General features: G+C 37.0%; 12 protein-coding genes and 1 CRISPR repeat array (1 of these 13 running past the window's edge). All 12 genes read right to left on the bottom strand.

Features of this window, described 5'->3' with window-relative positions; all coding sequences use genetic code 11:
* Positions 1 to 14: 14 nt before the first annotated feature.
* The 12 genes from ispG to cas4 all read right to left on the bottom strand — a co-directional run bounded on the left by ispG (position 15) and on the right by cas4 (position 10,674).
* Positions 15 to 1,103, bottom strand: coding sequence for a flavodoxin-dependent (E)-4-hydroxy-3-methylbut-2-enyl-diphosphate synthase (gene ispG, locus FNOD_RS04960; RefSeq protein ID WP_011994117.1), 1,089 nt, complete (start codon positions 1,101 to 1,103; stop codon positions 15 to 17).
* Between the two features lie 34 nt (positions 1,104 to 1,137).
* On the bottom strand, positions 1,138 to 2,625 hold the full coding sequence (locus FNOD_RS04955) for a M50 family metallopeptidase (RefSeq protein WP_011994116.1): 1,488 nt from the start codon (positions 2,623 to 2,625) through the stop codon (positions 1,138 to 1,140).
* Entirely contained in the window at positions 2,609 to 3,721 is a 1,113-nt protein-coding gene (locus FNOD_RS04950) for a 1-deoxy-D-xylulose-5-phosphate reductoisomerase (protein WP_011994115.1), read from the bottom strand. Before FNOD_RS04950 ends, FNOD_RS04955 begins: the two co-directional genes overlap by 17 nt.
* Positions 3,700 to 4,311 carry a thiamine diphosphokinase gene (locus FNOD_RS04945; protein ID WP_011994114.1) on the bottom strand — a complete coding sequence of 204 codons (612 nt, stop codon included), beginning with the start codon at positions 4,309 to 4,311 and terminating at the stop codon, positions 3,700 to 3,702. Before FNOD_RS04945 ends, FNOD_RS04950 begins: the two co-directional genes overlap by 22 nt.
* Positions 4,312 to 4,325: 14 nt before the next feature.
* Positions 4,326 to 4,745, bottom strand: a complete 420-nt coding sequence (locus tag FNOD_RS04940; RefSeq protein WP_041257144.1) for an SRPBCC family protein — start codon at positions 4,743 to 4,745, stop codon at positions 4,326 to 4,328.
* Positions 4,746 to 4,781: 36 nt separating this feature from the next.
* A complete protein-coding gene (locus FNOD_RS04935; protein WP_011994112.1) occupies positions 4,782 to 5,660 on the bottom strand; it encodes a deoxyribonuclease IV in 879 nt (292 codons plus the stop codon).
* 14 nt (positions 5,661 to 5,674) lie between these two features.
* Complete coding sequence (locus FNOD_RS04930) at positions 5,675 to 6,118, bottom strand: GNAT family N-acetyltransferase (protein ID WP_011994111.1); 444 nt, start codon at positions 6,116 to 6,118, stop codon at positions 5,675 to 5,677.
* A gap of 24 nt (positions 6,119 to 6,142) precedes the next feature.
* Positions 6,143 to 7,885, bottom strand: a complete 1,743-nt coding sequence (abc-f, locus tag FNOD_RS04925; RefSeq protein ID WP_011994110.1) for a ribosomal protection-like ABC-F family protein — start codon at positions 7,883 to 7,885, stop codon at positions 6,143 to 6,145.
* Between the two features lie 36 nt (positions 7,886 to 7,921).
* The gene (locus FNOD_RS04920; protein ID WP_011994109.1) at positions 7,922 to 8,761 is read right to left on the bottom strand and encodes a DMT family transporter; all 840 of its coding nucleotides are present in this window, start codon (positions 8,759 to 8,761) and stop codon (positions 7,922 to 7,924) included.
* A gap of 136 nt (positions 8,762 to 8,897) precedes the next feature.
* Positions 8,898 to 9,161, bottom strand: coding sequence for a CRISPR-associated endonuclease Cas2 (gene cas2 / locus FNOD_RS04915; protein ID WP_011994108.1), 264 nt, complete (start codon positions 9,159 to 9,161; stop codon positions 8,898 to 8,900).
* A gap of 3 nt (positions 9,162 to 9,164) precedes the next feature.
* Entirely contained in the window at positions 9,165 to 10,157 is a 993-nt protein-coding gene (gene cas1b, locus FNOD_RS04910; protein WP_011994107.1) for a type I-B CRISPR-associated endonuclease Cas1b, read from the bottom strand.
* Positions 10,158 to 10,170: 13 nt separating this feature from the next.
* On the bottom strand, positions 10,171 to 10,674 hold the full coding sequence (gene cas4 / locus FNOD_RS04905; protein ID WP_274376827.1) for a CRISPR-associated protein Cas4: 504 nt from the start codon (positions 10,672 to 10,674) through the stop codon (positions 10,171 to 10,173).
* Positions 10,675 to 10,908: 234 nt separating this feature from the next.
* Positions 10,909 to 21,475: a CRISPR direct-repeat array (repeat unit 30 nt; unit sequence GTTTCAATCCCTAATAGGTATGCTAAAAGC) (it continues 1,190 nt past the right edge of the window).

The following is a 21,475-nucleotide window of genomic DNA, read 5'->3' as shown; positions in this document are numbered from 1 at the left end:
ACCACCTCTTGAAATCACCAATTTCTAAAATTTCTATTACTCGCTTTCTCTTCTATAACTTTTTCTACGTACTCTTTCAATTTCTCCATTCCCATTTCATACGTAAAAGTTCCAACAATCTCACCTTTGTGGAAGACCACTACTCCTGATTTTGTACCAGCTATACCTACATCTGCCTCTTTACCCTCACCTATTCCATTAACAACACAGCCAAGCACAGATACAGTTATCTCTTCATCAATATCCGAAAGCATTTTTTCAACTTCCAAAGCGACATTTTCAACGTCAAATACAGTTCTCGAGCATGTTGGACAAGCTACGATATTTGGTCCTTTCCGTAAATGCAGGAACGTTAACAACTTTTTAGCCGCTATAACCTCGTTTACAGGCGCTCCAGCTATAGATATTCTAACAGTATCAACAAGCCCTTCTAAAATCAATACACCCAAAGCTATTGAAGATTTTATCAGCGAATTGTACAATGTTCCCGCTTCCGTAACGCCAACGTGGAGCGGATAATCAACAAGTTTTGCGATGTATCTATTCGCCTCAATCGTTTCCAATACATCGGAGCTTTTTACGGATATCACTATATCTTCAAAACCGTATTTCTCTAAAATCTTAACTTCTCTTAATGCCGCCTCACCTAACGCTTGAGCCTTTGGAAGATTTTCTAAATCTTTTGGCAACGAGCCACTATTTGCCCCTACTCTTATCGGGACTTTGTATTCCTTTGCAGCTCTGACAATCTCTTCAACTTTTGACTCATCACCTATATTTCCCGGATTAATCCTTATCTTATCAATCCCATTCTTAATAGCTTCAATAGCGATTTTGTAATCGAAATGAATATCACCAACCACTGGAATACTTACTCTCTGTTTTATTTCTTTAACTTTCCTTGCGCTTTCCAAAGTTGGAAGTGAAATCCTTACAATCTCACAACCCGCTTTTTCAAGCTCATTTATTTGATTAATAGTCGATTCTACGTTCTCTGTATTAGTGTTAGTCATTGATTGAATAGAAATCGGATGACCACCACCGATGAACGCGTTACCTACTTTAACTACCCTTGTTTCACGTCTTTTAATAACCGTATCCATACTTTATCATCCCTATTTTAAAAATTTATTTGAATTATCTAAAAAATCTTCCAATATCGATAAACGTTATGAATATCACAAGCCCCAATAGTATAAAGAAACCTATCGTATGGATTATATTCTCAACATTCCTATTTATCTTCTTCCTAGTAATCATCTCGATTAACGCGAATACTATCCTTCCACCATCGAGTGCTGGCAGTGGGAACAAATTGAATATACCAAGGTTAATTGTTATCACAGCGACGATGGTGAGAATTGTTTCAAGACCAATTTGCGCAGCTTGTCCTATTATCTGTACCATTCCAACAGGTCCTGTGACATCTTGAATGTTCTTCCCAACGAATATACCGGGTAATGTTTTCCAAATGTACAACGCTAATCTATTACTTCTTGCGATTGCTAATTTTATCCCTTCGATACCCCTTGGTTTTAACCTTGTACTTCTTTCTTTTAAAGCACCTGGCGTTGAAAGTGCTTCAAGTAATTTTGATTTATCCAAGACGATTTCCTTAATTTCACCATTGGAAGTTGAGTACACAACTTTTACCCTTTCTGGAAGAGGTTTTACAACGCTTTCAACTACGTTACCATTCGCTACCACGTATAACTCATCGGGTTTCAGATTAAGAGCTGTTACAAGGTCGAGTAAATCTGTGCCACTTTGGATTTTCATATCTTCAACTTGCAGTAGATTATCTCCGACTTTGAATGGTTCAACATCTTTAGCGAAAACATTTGAAAATTGGCCGTAATAAATACCTATCGTGTATCTTTCAGGCAAAGAATTTAGACTATCTATAACACAATTAAGCTCTCCTGCTTCAGATTTTATCGTAACTAGCTCTTTCTTGTAATTTTTAACATACGTTTCAAACTCTAAATTATTTACCGTTTCTATTTTTCCGCCTATATCACCACGCACATCTTTTAGGTAAAGATAATACTGGGCGTTAGAAAGTTTTGGTGTGACCACTAAATTCATTCTCTGCCCATCTCTAAGAATCTCAAGTTCTATAGCTCTTCCCTTTCTTATTGAATCGGTCATATCGACCGTATCAAATATGTACTTACCATTTAACTTTAAAACGATATCTCCATCTTTCAAACCTGCCTCTTCAGCTGCCGAGTTAGGGATTACTTTATCGATGATTATAGGTGTATATCCCCATGCGGAAATGATGATTACAAAAAGCAAATATCCCGCTAATATGGAAAATAAAGGTCCAGCAAATACAACAAGAAATCTCTTCCATGCGGATATTCCATACAAAGAATCTGGGTCTTCCTCTTCAGATGGGTCTTCACCTTTCAAGCGAACATACCCACCAAGTGGGAATATGTTAATCCTGAAGTCTGTTTTTTTACCTTTCTTTCTAAAAATCTCTGGTCCAAATCCAATCGCAAATTCGTGAACCTTTACACCGAACAGACGGGCAAAGAGAAAATGCCCAAACTCATGTACAACAACAATGAACATGAATACTGCTAAGAAAGAAATTATGTTAATTAATACAGTCATATAAAACCTCCTCTGTTATTTTTCTTGATAGTTCGTCAACTTTGTAAACATCTTCGAGTGAATTAACTGTTATGGCCCTTTTTTGCACCTCTTCTACGGTTTTAGTTACTATTTTTTCAATTTTACCAAATAAAATCTTTTTTTCAAGGAAATATTGCACAGCTATCTCATCTGCGCTGTTGAAAGCTATACGTTCCGCGAGTCCCCCTGATTTTGCAATTTCAAGTCCGAAGAAGAAGAGAGGATAACGCGCCTTCTCGACAGGTAATAACCTCATATCAAATTCATCAACTTGAGCTACATATGAAGTATATTCTCTTGAAGGGTAAGTCAAAGAATAAGCGATAGGAACACGCATATCTGGTTTACCCGCGTGAATTTTTATCGTTCCATCCTTCAAAAATACCATTCCGTGGATAAAGCTTGATGGATTAATGTAAACTTCTATCTTTTCGTATGGTAAATCGAATAACTCATGCGCTTCAACCACTTCAAAAAATTTATTCACCATCGTTGCGGAATCAACGGTTATTCTTCCACCCATATTCCACGTTGGATGTTTTAAGACTTCTTCAGGTGTGAGGCCCGCTATTTTATCTAGTGGTAAATCTCTTACAGCACCACCCGATGCGGTTATAACTATATGGTCTATATGCGGTTCGTATATTTGAAATATAGCCGAATGTTCACTATCTACTGGAACAATCTCAACGTTATTCTTTTTAGCTAATTCTTTTACAAACTTTCCAGCGCACACCATCGACTCTTTCGTGGCAAGAGCTATTCTTCTTGTGTATTTTAAAGCTTCTATTGTGGCTTTAACTCCTTCAAAGCCCGGAATCGCACAAATAGTTATATCAGGTTTAGTCAATTCCAATAACGCACCTATACTATCAACCCTTCTTCCAACCGATAACTCAACGCCGCCATGATAAACCTTGACATCAAACCTTTGAACAATCTCTTCAGCTAAATTTCTATTCTTTCCAAAAGATATCCCAACCAATTTGTAATTTTTCAATTTTGATATGACATCAACACTTTGAGTTCCAATTGAACCTGTTGCACCCAATATTACAACGGTTTTTTCTTCCAACGTATGTACACCACCTTACCACTTCTAACATTGACTTTAACGTTATTTTCCAAAGCTTCATTACTTACACCTATTGGAGATGTTATACTCATCTTACCATCAAAACTGTATTTAAAACCTGAAATTGAAAAATCCGCTTCGCACAAGGGGATAAAAGACCAAATTTCATCTCTAATAGCTTTTAAAGAGTGTTCTCCCGTGCTAAGCAAACCAATTTCACAATTATCAGCTACCGCGGTTATATTTTCATATTTACTCATCAAACCTATCATAGCAATAATCATATCAATTCTCTCGCCTTGCCAATTTAAAATCTCAATCTCCGTTGCCCCGTATTTCAACGCGTAATTTATTGCGAGTTCCAAATCTGTTTCATCCTTTTCGTGAGGGTATACTTGTATCTTGACACCTTTTGACTGGAAATATTCAATAGACTCGTCTGATATAGAATCTAAATCACCGATAATAACATCAGGAAGTAAATTTCTTCTTCTCAATTCTTCCGCTCCACCATCCGCGGCGATTAGCATTTCACCTGTGATAAACATCGTACCGTTTGATACGCCGTTCAAAACAATCGTTGCTTTCAAGCAAATTCCCCCCTTTATATAACAATTAATCCTTTCTCTATGTAAATCTTCGCGAGCAACATCATCTGCCCCCAACCGTAAGCACAACCATACCTTACATGGAGCTCTTCCTCATCTTTTACCAACGTTCTATCCTTGACAGTCACTATCGTTTCGTTATCTCCGGTTGGTTGGAAGTGCATCTCAACAAACGAACGGTAACCATCTTCGTATTCGTACCACCAGAAGGAAAACAACCGTTCTTTAATAACACTAACTATTTTTCCATTGTCCGTTACAACTTGTCCATCGGTTAGCCTGAACCACCTAAAATAAATCTCACCGTCTTCAGAAATCTTCATACCATCTGTGAACCATGGGTCCCAACCGTTTGGATTATAGAAAACTTTCCACACTTCACTAACTGGTGCATTGAACCTCTCACTAAATTCCATCTCTTGAGTGTTCAAACTCAAAATACTCAACTCCTTTTAATTTGGCGCTTCTATCGAATCATATATTTCTTTAATCTTCGCAATATCTTCGGCATGTTCCGGGTTATCTCCAGGGGTCTCAAGAAGCAATGGCAAAGATGAAAATACTGGATTACTCAGAAATACCTTCAACCCTTCAACACCCAAATTACCATTTCCAATATTTTCGTGCCTATCTTTATTTGAACCTAAAGTATTTTTCGTATCGTTAAGGTGGACAAATTTAATCCTACCAATTCCCACTTCTCTATCTATCTCTTCCAACAACTTTTTAATACCTTCCGGTTTAGTTACATCGTACCCCGCGTCGTACCCGTGGCATGTATCGAAAGTTAGACCTATCCTTTCAGGATACTTACACTGCTCTATAATCCTCCTCATCTGAGAAAAATTGTAACCTATATTCCCACCCTTCATTACCACATTCTCAAGCATTATATGTACACTCTTTTCCTTTTCCATAACCAAATTCAGTGCCTTAACAATCCTCTCAATTCCGACTTCTTCACCTTCACCAAGGTGACTTCCAGGGTGAATGTTCAAATATTTTATCCCAAGTTTTGCGCAAATCTTCATCTCTATTGCGAGTAACTCAACCGATTTTTCCCAGACATCATCTCTTGGGCTTGCTACGTTAACAAGATATCCCGAATGGCACAGAAAGTATTCTGGATTTAAATTGTACTTTTTTACGTCCCTGAGAAAGTGTACTACATCATCCTCATTTGGTAACTTGGCATTCCACTGCCGTGGATTGTGTGGGAATATCTGGAATGCATTACCACCGATTTCTATTGTTTCTCTTGGAACTCGAGCAAATCCACCACCTATAGGCATATGAGCACCGATTATAAGTTCTTTATCTTTTTTACTCACAATTACACCCCCAATTATATGTCCTCTCTCAACAACCCATACACAATTATATCCCAAAATCTCGAATTATGAAATTTTGCTTTCCTAAGCCTGCCTTCTTGGATAAATCCAAGACTTTCCAAAATTTTAATCGAAGCCGTATTGTACTCGTACACTTCGGCGGTTATCCTGTTTAAATTCAATTCATTAAACGCAAAATCAATAGCCTTTTTCACCATCTCTCTACCCAAACCTTTGCCACGATACTGTTTTTTCAAAAAATAAGTCATGTAAGCGTTTTTATTTACCACGCGCACATCAAATTCAACAAAACCAATTTCCTCGTTTCTATCGTTGATTTTGAATACAAGCAAAACAGGATTAGCCTTTATCATCCTGCGCTCTGAAAAAAATGGTAAATCATCTTGTGATAATTCGAATTGAAAACGATCTGAGATTATAAACCTCAAATCATCCATACAAACACCTCGAAATCACCATTTTCATTCTCCAACAGTCTTTTCTAATTCTGAAATTTTAACTTTCAAATTTTCCATCTCCTCCAAAATATTTAATTGCTCTTCCTCAAGTTCTTGCTTTTCTTTTGTTAAATTCATTAACTTAACGTAATCATTTAAATAAGACATCTGAGAATCTATTTCATCTATCCTTGAGCTTATCTCTTTCTCTCTCTGCTCAAGCTCTTCTAACTTCTTCTTAGAGCTTTTTAATTGATTTTTCAATTTCTTTTTCTCTTCAAAATCAATATTCTTAACTTTCTCCTCTTTTTTCACCTGCTTTGCGAAAAACACAGGCTCATCAACTTCTATAATTTTACCATCCTTTATACTCAAAAACCTATTACACACATTCCTAATCAGTTCCAAATCGTGTGATACGATAATAATACCACCTTTGTATTCTTTCAAAGCATCTTCAAGTGCCTCGACAGTTTCAAGGTCCATATGGTTTGTAGGCTCGTCCAAAATAAGCAGATTAGGCTTTCGAAGAAGTATCTTTGCAAGCGCAAGAATTTGCCTTTCTCCACCGCTTAATGAATCTATCGTTTTAAATACATCCTCACCTTTGAAGCCAAATCTACCAGCATATGCGCGTATAACGTAATCAGGCTTATCTGGCATCTCATCGAATATCTCATCAAAAACGGTATTTTCCAAATCTAACTGGTCAACAAATTGGTCTACATAAGCCACATTCACCTTGTAACCGTAATTTACACTTCCAGAGTACGGTATTTGATTTGTGATTATCTTTAGCAAAGTTGTTTTACCAGAACCATTCGGACCGACAATCGCTATCTTATCTTTCTGGTACACTGTAAAAGAGACATTTTTCAATAAATTATTCCAGCTTACATCCTTAACTTCCAATACCATATACCCTGTATTTTCAGGTTCAGGTATGCCTATCTTCTTTTCCTCTTCCTCCAAATAAAGATTTGGCATATTTTCAAGTTCCTCTAACATCTTTTCGAGCATCTTCTCTTTACTCTTCGCCTGCTTAGTAAATTTCTCTCTTCCCCACTTTTTGTACCTATCGATAATCGTTCTAAGCCTTTCAATTTCCTTCTGGATATTTGCAACTTGACGACGTTGTGTTTCCATTATCCTTTGCCTTTCAAGGTGGTATCTATCAAAATCCATATCGAAAATCCAAACGCGCTCATTATTTATCTCCCAAAACTTATCACACACACTCCTTAAAAAATCCCTATCGTGGGATATAATTATATACCCACCTTTGTACGATTTGAGCAAACTCTTAAGGAACTCTATACTCTCAATATCGAGAAAATTAGTTGGCTCATCGAGTAAAAGAAAATCAGGCTCTTCTATAAAAAGTCTCCCCAATTGCAATCTTGTCTTCTCTCCACCGCTAAAAGTTGAAATATTTCTATTCCAATCATCCTCATTGAACCCCAAACCCTTCAATATACTCCTAACTTGCCTTTGCTTTTCCGGAGTATCCGCCACTTGTGAATAATACTCAAAAGGCGTCGACGCATCAAATGTCCTGTACTGGTCCATATACAGTACTTTACCTGAAACATTAATCTCTCCACTGTAATCTTTGAATATACCAGCTATCGCTTTTAGCAAAGTACTCTTCCCGCAACCGTTTTTCCCCATCAAACCTATCCTATCTCTCGGAAAAACTGTGGCGTTGAAATTTGAAAACAAATTCTTCTGTGGGAATGCGATTGAAAGCTTATTTATGCTTATCACTTTTACTCTCTCCTCTCACACGCTATCACCCTTAATTCATTTTTCTTTTGTTTCAACAACTCCCATAATAATCGACACCATCATCAATATTATACCAACTCCCTGCAGGAGAGTTATTCTCTCATGCAAAATAATCATGGAAAGAACCATTGCAAAAACGGGTTCACCGACGAATATAAGTGCTGAAATGTTACTCCCTACAACCCTTTGGTATTTTGCCTGAATTATTATCGCAACAATCGTGGCTGTTACTGCGGTAAATGCGGCAACACCAAGCGCGGGTAAATTAAAACTCCAATTTGGCTTTGTATAGAAAAAATTAAGAAAAGTATTTAAAAGGGCAACTGTAAGAAATTGCGGAGTAAGCAAACTATACTCACTTGTTTCCTTTGAAAAATGCGTGATTAAAACAACATGCAATGCGTACATAACACCACAAATAGTGGTTAGAAAGTCCCCAAAATTGAAACCAGTCAACCCACCGCTGCTAAGCAAATACATACCAACTATCGCACCAGCAAACCCAACAACTTGTAATGGCTTAATCTTCTCCTTTTCAATCAAAAAAGAGAAAAACGGCACAATAACTATATAAAGAGAAGTTATAAACCCACTTTTTGTTGAGGTCGTGATAGTCAATCCCCACGTTTGCGTTGCGTACGCAATCCCCATAACAACACCAAGAATGACTCCACGTTTCCAATCAGACTTTCGAAACATAAAAGCAGACAAAATAGTCGCTATCCAAAACCGAACGGCATTGTACAAAAACGGCGAAACTTCTTCTACAAGAACCAACTTCTGAATAGGAAAAGTCAACCCCCACAGAAACGTAAGCACAAGAAGCCAAAAAACAGCAACGAACTTCTTATTCAAAAACAACTCCCCCTTTTCTTTTTCACTTTCTCAAACAATTATATACTAAAATTCACTTTTCTTGAATAAAAAATACCCTTGCACAATTATGTGCGCAAGGGTGTTTGGGAATGCTTTTAAATTGATATTGAAAGGCTTAAAATATTATTCCTAAGGAATTCTTTTCCAACCCAATGATTTCTCTGTTTGAATATCTCGTATTCTCGAAAGCGTAAATTATAATAGAATCTTCTTGCTTTTCGATAATTCTACCTAATTCCATTTTCAGTTTTTTCAAACTTCCTTCGGTAATTTCTCCTTCGAATACCGAATTTTGAACCCACGTTAAATACTGCCTACATTTTTTAAGCACTTTATTGACTCTTTTTTCACCAATGTCATATACCAAGATTACGAACAAGAATTACCACCTCGCAACGAAAGGTTGATATTCTTCATCTTCAGTGATATGTTTTTGAACCTTATATATTTCAAGTCTAATTAACCTTTTATAACTAACAAAAGCATTTAACTTTGTATATTTAAAGACAGTTTCAAGCTTTTCATTATATTCTTCTATAAATTTCTTTTTACCTGAATTATTTAAAACTATCCCATTTAATTGCTCATCGAAGTCTTTATATGATAAAACATTTTTATTCACAAGTGAGAAAATCACTCTGTCAACTATAGATGGCTTAAAAATTTCAGCTACATCAAGATTTAGAGTAAATTTCCTACTATTCGTAGAATGGAGATAGCCTATGCGTGGATCAAGTTGCGTTTGATAAATTTCACCTAAAACGGTTGTGTAAAGCAAAGAATTACCAAAACTGATTAATGAATTCATTTTATTTAAAGGAGGCCTTCTGCTTCTTTTTTCGAAAGCAAATTCATCTTTTTTCGTTATCTTGTCAAAACATTTATAATATACATCCCTTATATTTCCTTCAAAAGACATCAATGTTTCAATATCTTGAGATGAATATATACCTTCTTTCTTACATTTAATATCATCTATTTCATCTTCAAGTTCGCAACCTCTATTCTTGTAATACTTAAGAACAACTAATATATTCTCTATAGCTCCTTCAACAAATTTACGAGCTAATTTCATTCTCTTTTCATTATCCAAGTAATGTTCTGCCTGTTTCAAAATAACAAATCCAGAATTTAAATGTTCGCGGGGGTAAAATGTGCCAGTATAGTATCCATAAAAATTGAAAAAATGAATTAATATCTCATTTTCTGAGGCAAAATCTAAAAATCTTTTATTTAATTCGACCTCACCAAATATAAATATATTGTTTATATTTTCTATTGGAAAATATTTTCTCCCCTCACTACTTTCGAAACAGATTGTATTATCTTTCCTTTTTAATTCTCCGCTATTAAAAATATAAATATCTTTTTTCATAGAATCACCTCATTTAGGAAAAACAATACTCTTTGTAACCACAATTCTTACAAAAATTATTCTTCACCACTTTTGGTGGATTAGGCTGATTAACAATATCTTCTATATCCTTCAAAATTTTTCCAAGCTCTAATTCAGCTTCATCGGATAGTTTTACTTCTATTTTTTTCCTCTCTTCCGGAAAACTCAATACACCTTCAGCACTTATACCTGCATCTTTTAAAACTTTTAGATAATAAATCAACTGCCATTTAGATGCTTCAGAAAACTTAGAAGATTTCTTCGTTTCTCCTATTATGAGTCGATTACCTTTCTCATAGAGCACATCAAAAACAACATTACCAAATCTAATCTCTTTTTTATCCCGTCTATAATAAAACTCGTGAATAAATCGTCCGAGCTCTATGTTCTCATTATGTTGGTCTGGTACTATTTCATGTGTCATTAACCAAACCTCTCTTTTACAAATCATGTAATACCAAATTAGTGTTCCGCCTACATCCAATTTTTCAACCACCTCTAAAAACAATTATGAATAACTATAGCATAATTCCAAACATCTTGGATAAAACCATTGTTTCAATTCTTCATAGATAAAACAGATTTCTTTTTTTCAATTAAGAAAATTCAATTTTTAAGATAAAATAAAAACTTCCAAATGATGCAGGAGAAGTAATCTATATCTTGTTTTAATCCGTTATGGGGAGAATAAAAACGTCACTACCGTTGTAAGACTTTTTAAAAAACTTGCGTTTCAATCCCTAATAGGTATGCTAAAAGCGAGAAATTCCTCTGTATCAATTTCTTCATAAACCATGTTTCAATCCCTAATAGGTATGCTAAAAGCTTTTGAAGTAATTCATCTGTTACTTCTCTTTGTTTGGTTTCAATCCCTAATAGGTATGCTAAAAGCCTAGCGAGAGCTCACCGTCACCGCGTCTGATTGCTCGTTTCAATCCCTAATAGGTATGCTAAAAGCCAATTGCCATTCCATAGCGATTGTAGAACACCCAAGTTTCAATCCCTAATAGGTATGCTAAAAGCTTGGCCTACGAAGAAGAAATTGATGTAGTGAAATTTCGTTTCAATCCCTAATAGGTATGCTAAAAGCTGTGATCATAGAAAGTTTTTCGAGCAACATATCCAGTTTCAATCCCTAATAGGTATGCTAAAAGCGTGAATTTCTGGAGAAGTACTCGAAGTGAAGAAAGTTTCAATCCCTAATAGGTATGCTAAAAGCGTATACTACAGTTTTTGAATTTGTCAATGAACTTGCTGGTTTCAATCCCTAATAGGTATGCTAAAAGCTCTTTCTAATAGATAGTGGAGCATTTACGTTTATGAAGTTTCAATCCCTAATAGGTATGCTAAAAGCCGTTATCGGAGAGCTCAAAGTACCAAGAGATATTCCAAGTTTCAATCCCTAATAGGTATGCTAAAAGCCAAAAGTACCAACGACTCGTAAACCAAAAATATTCCCGTTTCAATCCCTAATAGGTATGCTAAAAGCCATTTGCCTAGTCGCGCATAAGTGAATTTGGCACACCGTTTCAATCCCTAATAGGTATGCTAAAAGCTGACGTTAGGCCACCATGTGTGGTATACGTCTTGGTCGTTTCAATCCCTAATAGGTATGCTAAAAGCGCATACGCTGGGACCCCTCCCCCAGCGAAAGCAACGTTTCAATCCCTAATAGGTATGCTAAAAGCCAAAAAATTCAACAGTTCTTTAGCCACCTCTTCATCAGTTTCAATCCCTAATAGGTATGCTAAAAGCCTCCTTGGGATAACACCCGAGGAATTAGACAAATTAAGTTTCAATCCCTAATAGGTATGCTAAAAGCACATTTGCCTAGTCGCACCTAAGCAAATTTGGCACACCGTTTCAATCCCTAATAGGTATGCTAAAAGCGGTGTATATATTAGATTTAGCTATTATAGATGGAAGTTTCAACCCCTAATAGGTATGCTAAAAGCGTTTGTTCAAAGCCACGTTCAACGCCTTTTCTTTGTCGTTTCAATCCCTAATAGGTATGCTAAAAGCCGATACTCTTGGCATACAAATGATGTCGCAAGTTGGGTTTCAATCCCTAATAGGTATGCTAAAAGCTTTTAAGTAGCGACGTATACCGCTGGTGGTGGTAGTTTCAATCCCTAATAGGTATGCTAAAAGCTTTTGAGGTGGAGTAAAGGAGATCCGGAAATAGAATTGTTTCAATCCCTAATAGGTATGCTAAAAGCATATTCGTAAGTTAAAACAGGTTATGTTTAGTATGTTTCAATCCCTAATAGGTATGCTAAAAGCTATTATGTTATGTACACCTAACCGAATTTGGCACACCGTTTCAATCCCTAATAGGTATGCTAAAAGCGCGTATGCTGGGAGGGGGTCCCCAGCGGTCAAGACAGCCGTTTCAATCCCTAATAGGTATGCTAAAAGCTGATTTGCTTTCACCACTTCCTTTGTCTTGTTTGTGTTTCAATCCCTAATAGGTATGCTAAAAGCTGATAGCACTTTGTACCTGGTTAAAAAGTGCTGAGTTTCAATCCCTAATAGGTATGCTAAAAGCCGAAAATTCTTCCTAAAAAATCGTACGATGTCTCGTTTCAATCCCTAATAGGTATGCTAAAAGCCTGAGTTCGTAGCGGAGTGGTTCCCTAATAGCTGTGTTTCAATCCCTAATAGGTATGCTAAAAGCCAATTAGAGGGGTAATAAATTTTCTCTTCTTAATACGTTTCAATCCCTAATAGGTATGCTAAAAGCGGTACCACGAGGTCCCTGGAATAAAAGAGTTAGCGTCGTTTCAATCCCTAATAGGTATGCTAAAAGCTATAATCGAGATTGTAGCCCATGTTCACCATATCTGGTTTCAATCCCTAATAGGTATGCTAAAAGCCCATACAATTGCAAGTATTGAGTTCAAAACAAACAGTTTCAATCCCTAATAGGTATGCTAAAAGCAAAGAGAGCAGCAAGCCCCGAAACAAAAACATCCAGTTTCAATCCCTAATAGGTATGCTAAAAGCCTTCCCCCATCTTCCAAACGACCGCAAGTATCGAATGTTTCAATCCCTAATAGGTATGCTAAAAGCTGCCTGCTCCAGGCTTACCAGTAAAAGCCAATACCAGTTTCAATCCCTAATAGGTATGCTAAAAGCCTACTACAAGTATAACACAACCTTTGTTTTTGTCCATGTTTCAATCCCTAATAGGTATGCTAAAAGCTTACATTTTGTTACATTTGAATTGCTCACTTATGAATGTTTCAATCCCTAATAGGTATGCTAAAAGCTTAGTTTACCCTCTTCATCTTTAAAAAAAGGAACATTAGTTTCAATCCCTAATAGGTATGCTAAAAGCTGATTTCCTTCTTGGTTTCCTTGTTGACTTTATTGGTTTCAATCCCTAATAGGTATGCTAAAAGCATTTGCAATATACCTCATGTTTTTTTCCTCCTTTTGTTTCAATCCCTAATAGGTATGCTAAAAGCTTTCCTGCACTTGAATTTCTCTTTCCTTGCTTTTGAGTTTCAATCCCTAATAGGTATGCTAAAAGCCCGGAGACTCTGTCTCCGAGCCTCCTGGCTGGCTTTAGTTTCAATCCCTAATAGGTATGCTAAAAGCTCTTTTGTGGTCGAAATACAAGCGTCGGTATTTCTTAAGTTTCAATCCCTAATAGGTATGCTAAAAGCCTGCAATATCATTCTGCAAAGAAGAAAGCTTGCTATGTTTCAATCCCTAATAGGTATGCTAAAAGCAAAGAAATATGAGAAATAGAGGTTTGGTAAATCAAAGTTTCAATCCCTAATAGGTATGCTAAAAGCGTATAAATCCTCCACGCAGAATTAACCCCTTCAAGTTTCAATCCCTAATAGGTATGCTAAAAGCGGGATTGAAGCCTTTTTTCGTAACATTTTCGCAAAGGTTTCAATCCCTAATAGGTATGCTAAAAGCAAAACAGACGTATCGCGCATTTAAAAACGTTCAAAAGTTTCAATCCCTAATAGGTATGCTAAAAGCATTCATTCACATTCACCCCCTTTCTATAATGTAAAGTTTCAATCCCTAATAGGTATGCTAAAAGCCGAACTTTGCCCAAGTAGAAAGTGCAGCTGCACCAGGTTTCAATCCCTAATAGGTATGCTAAAAGCTTTCATTTCGTTTGTGAAACGCTTTTGTTACAACCTGGTTTCAATCCCTAATAGGTATGCTAAAAGCTAGGATTGCCTAATTATGTTATGTACACCTAACCGAAGTTTCAATCCCTAATAGGTATGCTAAAAGCTAGTATGTATGGCATTATATTGGATATTGACAAAGGAGTTTCAATCCCTAATAGGTATGCTAAAAGCTGAGAAAGTCTTAGAGTACAGAGAGTTCATCGAAAAAGGTTTCAATCCCTAATAGGTATGCTAAAAGCTGATTTTGAGAGAACTCGTGAGCTACGAAATACGTTGGTTTCAATCCCTAATAGGTATGCTAAAAGCTGCCAGTATTCCATGAACCAGTATTTGAGTCATACGGTTTCAATCCCTAATAGGTATGCTAAAAGCAAACTTCAATTGCCGGCGTTCTTTTATTCCACATAGTTTCAATCCCTAATAGGTATGCTAAAAGCTATACCCCGAAAGATCGACAGTAGAGCCGAAAAGATGTTTCAATCCCTAATAGGTATGCTAAAAGCAAACGCAATGCAAAAAGTGAAAATATATGGTATACGTTTCAATCCCTAATAGGTATGCTAAAAGCATGTGAGGTTGATATATGTATGGTTAAGTTGATTGAATGTTTCAATCCCTAATAGGTATGCTAAAAGCAAGAAATTGCGTGACGGTATTGTATTCATCGATGAAGGTTTCAATCCCTAATAGGTATGCTAAAAGCATGTTGTTGATAGTTGGAATATTGAGAAAATTGTAGAGTTTCAATCCCTAATAGGTATGCTAAAAGCTGTAACTTCAATTTTTGGTGACCTTTTACTCCAAGTTTCAATCCCTAATAGGTATGCTAAAAGCGGGATTAAAACTCAATTTTTGTAACATTTGCGCAAAGGTTTCAATCCCTAATAGGTATGCTAAAAGCAGAATAGCGTATGTAATCATTCAAACCACCACCCAATGTTTCAATCCCTAATAGGTATGCTAAAAGCCGGTACAAGTATTGACATTTTTGAGTGTGATATTTCGTTTCAATCCCTAATAGGTATGCTAAAAGCTGAAATACGTTGTAAAACATTCGGGTTGTTCGCTAGTTTCAATCCCTAATAGGTATGCTAAAAGCTAATATGGGGAATCTCGTGATAGCGTGGAACAATACTGTTTCAATCCCTAATAGGTATGCTAAAAGCTAGTTTTTTTTGACTTGTGGGACGACGATTACTTGAAGTTTCAATCCCTAATAGGTATGCTAAAAGCGGTTTCTAGTTTGGTTGAATTTATCAAAAAATATGAGTTTCAATCCCTAATAGGTATGCTAAAAGCAGGATATCCTTTGTCCCACAACCAAAGGGGGATTCGGTTAGTTTCAATCCCTAATAGGTATGCTAAAAGCTTCCCCCATTCTCCAGACAATTGCAAGTATGGAATGTTTCAATCCCTAATAGGTATGCTAAAAGCTCTGTACACAGAGTTTTTACCTTCGACGATATAGAAGGTTTCAATCCCTAATAGGTATGCTAAAAGCTATATTCACACCTCCATTTTTCTTATATTTTTTCTTTGTTTCAATCCCTAATAGGTATGCTAAAAGCTCTCCAAGCCTCCTGGCTGGCTTTACGAACTTCATTTTCTGTTTCAATCCCTAATAGGTATGCTAAAAGCCAAAATATCACTTCCATTCGTCAAATGACACAATAGTTTCAATCCCTAATAGGTATGCTAAAAGCCGTTGGTCGTGCCTTGGTAGTCACAACCATTCAATAGTTTCAATCCCTAATAGGTATGCTAAAAGCATATTTCTAATACTATTTCTAATGGTTTGAATCAAGCGTTTCAATCCCTAATAGGTATGCTAAAAGCACGACCAACGAAGCACACCCCAACAATACTTATCTCGTTTCAATCCCTAATAGGTATGCTAAAAGCTTTTCTTTTCTTTTCTTTTTTTTAACAAAAGCAAAAGTTTCAATCCCTAATAGGTATGCTAAAAGCACAATAAACATCACAAATCTAAGAATCGCATATGGTTTCAATCCCTAATAGGTATGCTAAAAGCGGGATTGAAACTCAATTTTTGTAACATTTTCGCAAAGGTTTCAATCCCTAATAGGTATGCTAAAAGCGGGAAAAGAGCGCTGACAAATCAACTGCAGTATTCACGTTTCAATCCCTAATAGGTATGCTAAAAGCCAGCGTTCTGGTCCGCATTTATTGTTAATTGGATTATGTTTCAATCCCTAATAGGTATGCTAAAAGCTATGGCACGACTATTCAAGTTATCAGTCGTCCCACGTTTCAATCCCTAATAGGTATGCTAAAAGCACGCGTAAAAGTCACCGTGATAGTAGAATCTTTCGCGTTTCAATCCCTAATAGGTATGCTAAAAGCGGCAGAGCAAAAAATATTTACTTTTTCATCTTCACTTGTTTCAATCCCTAATAGGTATGCTAAAAGCTACTTTCCGACTTGTCGTCGGAGGAACTCGATCGCCGTTTCAATCCCTAATAGGTATGCTAAAAGCATTGCAAGTATGGAATTAACAATAAACATCACAAATCGTTTCAATCCCTAATAGGTATGCTAAAAGCGTAAAGTTGGGAGCGAATGAAGAAATAGAAAAGAGGGGTTTCAATCCCTAATAGGTATGCTAAAAGCAGCTAGTTGAAAAGCCTTTACCAGTGGCAAAAAAAGTTTCAATCCCTAATAGGTATGCTAAAAGCTGGGCAATTACTCAATTATTCAATTATTCAACCCTAGTTTCAATCCCTAATAGGTATGCTAAAAGCTGTTTGTACTTCCCTGATAGCTAGCTCCAGAATACGGTTTCAATCCCTAATAGGTATGCTAAAAGCCATGAATTAGTTCATAGACATTGTTTTGAACCACTTTAGTTTCAATCCCTAATAGGTATGCTAAAAGCCCTCCCAGCGGGACCCCTCCCCCAGCGAAAACAACGTTTCAATCCCTAATAGGTATGCTAAAAGCGGTTATCATGAACTGCCCGGGATAAAGGAATTATCAAGGTTTCAATCCCTAATAGGTATGCTAAAAGCCAGAATCACGTGATAGTGAATTCTACCCTTTTTTGGTTTCAATCCCTAATAGGTATGCTAAAAGCTTGGAAAGGCGCTATCCGCAATACTTTGGCAGAACAGAAGTAGTGTTTCAATCCCTAATAGGTATGCTAAAAGCAGATGTCTGTTGAGATTGTTAAACTAGGTGAAGATGGGTTTCAATCCCTAATAGGTATGCTAAAAGCTTTTCGAAAATACCAGTAGTTGTAACAAAGTCAAGTTTCAATCCCTAATAGGTATGCTAAAAGCTATGTTTGATATACCTAGCCAAATGTGACACACATAAGTTTCAATCCCTAATAGGTATGCTAAAAGCAAATATACGTGACCCTTATATTCCATTATTCGTTCCATGTTTCAATCCCTAATAGGTATGCTAAAAGCTTCCGGAGCTCGATTTCTCTTCGCACCTCGTCGAAGTTTCAATCCCTAATAGGTATGCTAAAAGCTCGTCCCACAAGTCACAAAAAAAATGTATATCTTTGTTTCAATCCCTAATAGGTATGCTAAAAGCACAGAAAGTACAGTACCAATCGCACCTTGCAAAACGCGTTTCAATCCCTAATAGGTATGCTAAAAGCGTTGGGGAACTGCTGAATTTCTTGCGGAGTGGTTCCCGTTTCAATCCCTAATAGGTATGCTAAAAGCTCAATCCCACCACCTGCAGCCAAGCCTACGCTATCGAGTTTCAATCCCTAATAGGTATGCTAAAAGCTATTTCGAATACAAAGAATACCCCCGGTCCCAAAGACGTTTCAATCCCTAATAGGTATGCTAAAAGCGAAAATGAAATTTCGAAAGTGTTAGACTTTCTGGAGTTTCAATCCCTAATAGGTATGCTAAAAGCAGACATTGGCTGTATAAAGAATTTTTCCAGAAAGAGGTTTCAATCCCTAATAGGTATGCTAAAAGCTTTTCCAGAAAGAGCAAGACGATGTGAACATTCTGTTTCAATCCCTAATAGGTATGCTAAAAGCCTTCTGGCATATCGCACTGGAATTTCCAGTACTCATCCAGTTTCAATCCCTAATAGGTATGCTAAAAGCGTATATCGCTTCAAGTTGTTAGAAATACTGCTGTCGTTTCAATCCCTAATAGGTATGCTAAAAGCCAAGTACTGCTTGCTGGTTATCTGTTTCGTCTGATACGTTTCAATCCCTAATAGGTATGCTAAAAGCTTCAACCATATACGGCTCAAATTCGCTAGCATGGGGTTTCAATCCCTAATAGGTATGCTAAAAGCTAAGACGTCCGACATTAACAAAACATTTTATTACCAGTTTCAATCCCTAATAGGTATGCTAAAAGCCCGGAGACTCTGTCTCCAAGCCTCCTGGCCGGCTTAAGTTTCAATCCCTAATAGGTATGCTAAAAGCCGTCGCAGCAATCATCATAGGCGTAACAATCGTTGGTTTCAATCCCTAATAGGTATGCTAAAAGCCTACAATGCATGGCGTTTCAGTCGATATTATTTCGTTTCAATCCCTAATAGGTATGCTAAAAGCAGCCATTCGCAATCAAAACGTTGTACGCATCCACGTTTCAATCCCTAATAGGTATGCTAAAAGCCAGATACTGCGTGGGTTTGATCGTGGGTTTGATTAAAGTTTCAATCCCTAATAGGTATGCTAAAAGCTGAAAATTGCGAGATTCGTTGACATTGGTTTTGTTCGTTTCAATCCCTAATAGGTATGCTAAAAGCCACAGCAAAAAACACACTTGAAAATCCCAAAACAATGTTTCAATCCCTAATAGGTATGCTAAAAGCAGTGTAGGTGCATACTGGGATATATACCCCGAAAGTGTTTCAATCCCTAATAGGTATGCTAAAAGCCTTCGTGGGTTTGATGCACTTATATATATTGACAAGTTTCAATCCCTAATAGGTATGCTAAAAGCCAGCATACGCTGGGACCCCTCCCCCAGCGAACATCGTTTCAATCCCTAATAGGTATGCTAAAAGCCAGAAAGTATGGCTCGACGCTTGGCTTTATTTGTCTTTTGTTTCAATCCCTAATAGGTATGCTAAAAGCTTTAAAAAGGATGTTTTGCTTGTCTTCCAATTTAAGTTTCAATCCCTAATAGGTATGCTAAAAGCTAAGCATATCCTCTCTCTGAAAACATACGATGGGAGAAGTTTCAATCCCTAATAGGTATGCTAAAAGCCAAAGAGTGCAGCCAAGCCAGACACAAAAATATCCAGTTTCAATCCCTAATAGGTATGCTAAAAGCGAATACATGACGCGAGATGAAGTACTGAACTTGTGCGGTTTCAATCCCTAATAGGTATGCTAAAAGCCAGCGTGTGCTGGGACCCCTCCCCCAGCGAAACAATGTTTCAATCCCTAATAGGTATGCTAAAAGCTGAAGACAGACTAGTTGAGATTTTGAAGCAACACAACTGTTTCAATCCCTAATAGGTATGCTAAAAGCCAGTTTTTATCGTCTTGGATATCACGAGAGAACCGTAGTTTCAATCCCTAATAGGTATGCTAAAAGCCGTAAAGTTAACAATGAATTTTCACCAGCTTCATAGTTTCAATCCCTAATAGGTATGCTAAAAGCAATGATTCTTCTTTCATTCTCTGGTGTTGACGTCGTGTTTCAATCCCTAATAGGTATGCTAAAAGCATACAAACACCTCCTTTGAAATACTTTTCTCTCTGGTTTCAATCCCTAATAGGTATGCTAAAAGCTCCCAGCCTCCTGGCTGGCTTAACGAATTTTCTTTTCTGTTTCAATCCCTAATAGGTATGCTAAAAGCGATACCCCATCAAAATACTCTGCACCATAAGCAGAAGTTTCAATCCCTAATAGGTATGCTAAAAGCCAATGAACGCCAAACCTTTAGACCACCAGCTACAGTTGGTTTCAATCCCTAATAGGTATGCTAAAAGCTCACAAAATTTGATTACGCTGATGTAAATTTTTTTGTTTCAATCCCTAATAGGTATGCTAAAAGCTCTGGCAATCTCATTCCCCTCACTCTCCTTTCTGCATGGTTTCAATCCCTAATAGGTATGCTAAAAGCTTGTAGCTGCTTTATAGAGTTCTGTTAGAGCTTTGTTTCAATCCCTAATAGGTATGCTAAAAGCCAGAAAAAGCACCTTTTGTGAGCACGTCAGCAATCCGTTTCAATCCCTAATAGGTATGCTAAAAGCATTCAAACGCGGGGAGGGGCAACTCGCGTTAGCGTTGGGTTTCAATCCCTAATAGGTATGCTAAAAGCCTCACCTTCTAACCTCATGAGTTCAATACTAAAATGTTTCAATCCCTAATAGGTATGCTAAAAGCTCAATCCCACCACCTGCAGCCAAGCCTACGCTATCGAGTTTCAATCCCTAATAGGTATGCTAAAAGCGAACTTGAGCAACTTCTAAACTTTTACTTGCAGAAGTTTCAATCCCTAATAGGTATGCTAAAAGCGTTGTCCAACAGAGCAAGTAGCACCAAAAGTGTTTCGAAGTTTCAATCCCTAATAGGTATGCTAAAAGCTCAAACGACGAAGAGTTTGAGTTAAGACACACCTGGTTTCAATCCCTAATAGGTATGCTAAAAGCACACAGGCACTCAAGACAAGAGAAGAGAAGCTGCGGTTTCAATCCCTAATAGGTATGCTAAAAGCATTACGGCTGCGATTCTATGTGGTTTGCTATAGATTGTTTCAATCCCTAATAGGTATGCTAAAAGCCAACGAAAGTGTTTCAAGCTCATAGACGATGCTTCGTTTCAATCCCTAATAGGTATGCTAAAAGCCACAACTTCTGTTTTTGTCAATTAGCTTTTTTTGGTTTCAATCCCTAATAGGTATGCTAAAAGCTGTTTAGTATCAGAAGTAAGAAGTTCGTCAAGCCTCTGTTTCAATCCCTAATAGGTATGCTAAAAGCACAACAACACAGATTTTGGCTTAGAATTTTATTAGTTTCAATCCCTAATAGGTATGCTAAAAGCGGTGTCACCCCGAGGAGAATTACCATGGTGAGCACGTTTCAATCCCTAATAGGTATGCTAAAAGCAAAGAACCATTGTTAATGGCAAACTTCACGAACCAGCGTTTCAATCCCTAATAGGTATGCTAAAAGCTCAG

Source organism: Fervidobacterium nodosum Rt17-B1, assembly GCF_000017545.1.
Lineage (GTDB): Bacteria > Thermotogota > Thermotogae > Thermotogales > Fervidobacteriaceae > Fervidobacterium > Fervidobacterium nodosum.
This window is presented reverse-complemented; position numbering and strand designations above follow the sequence as displayed.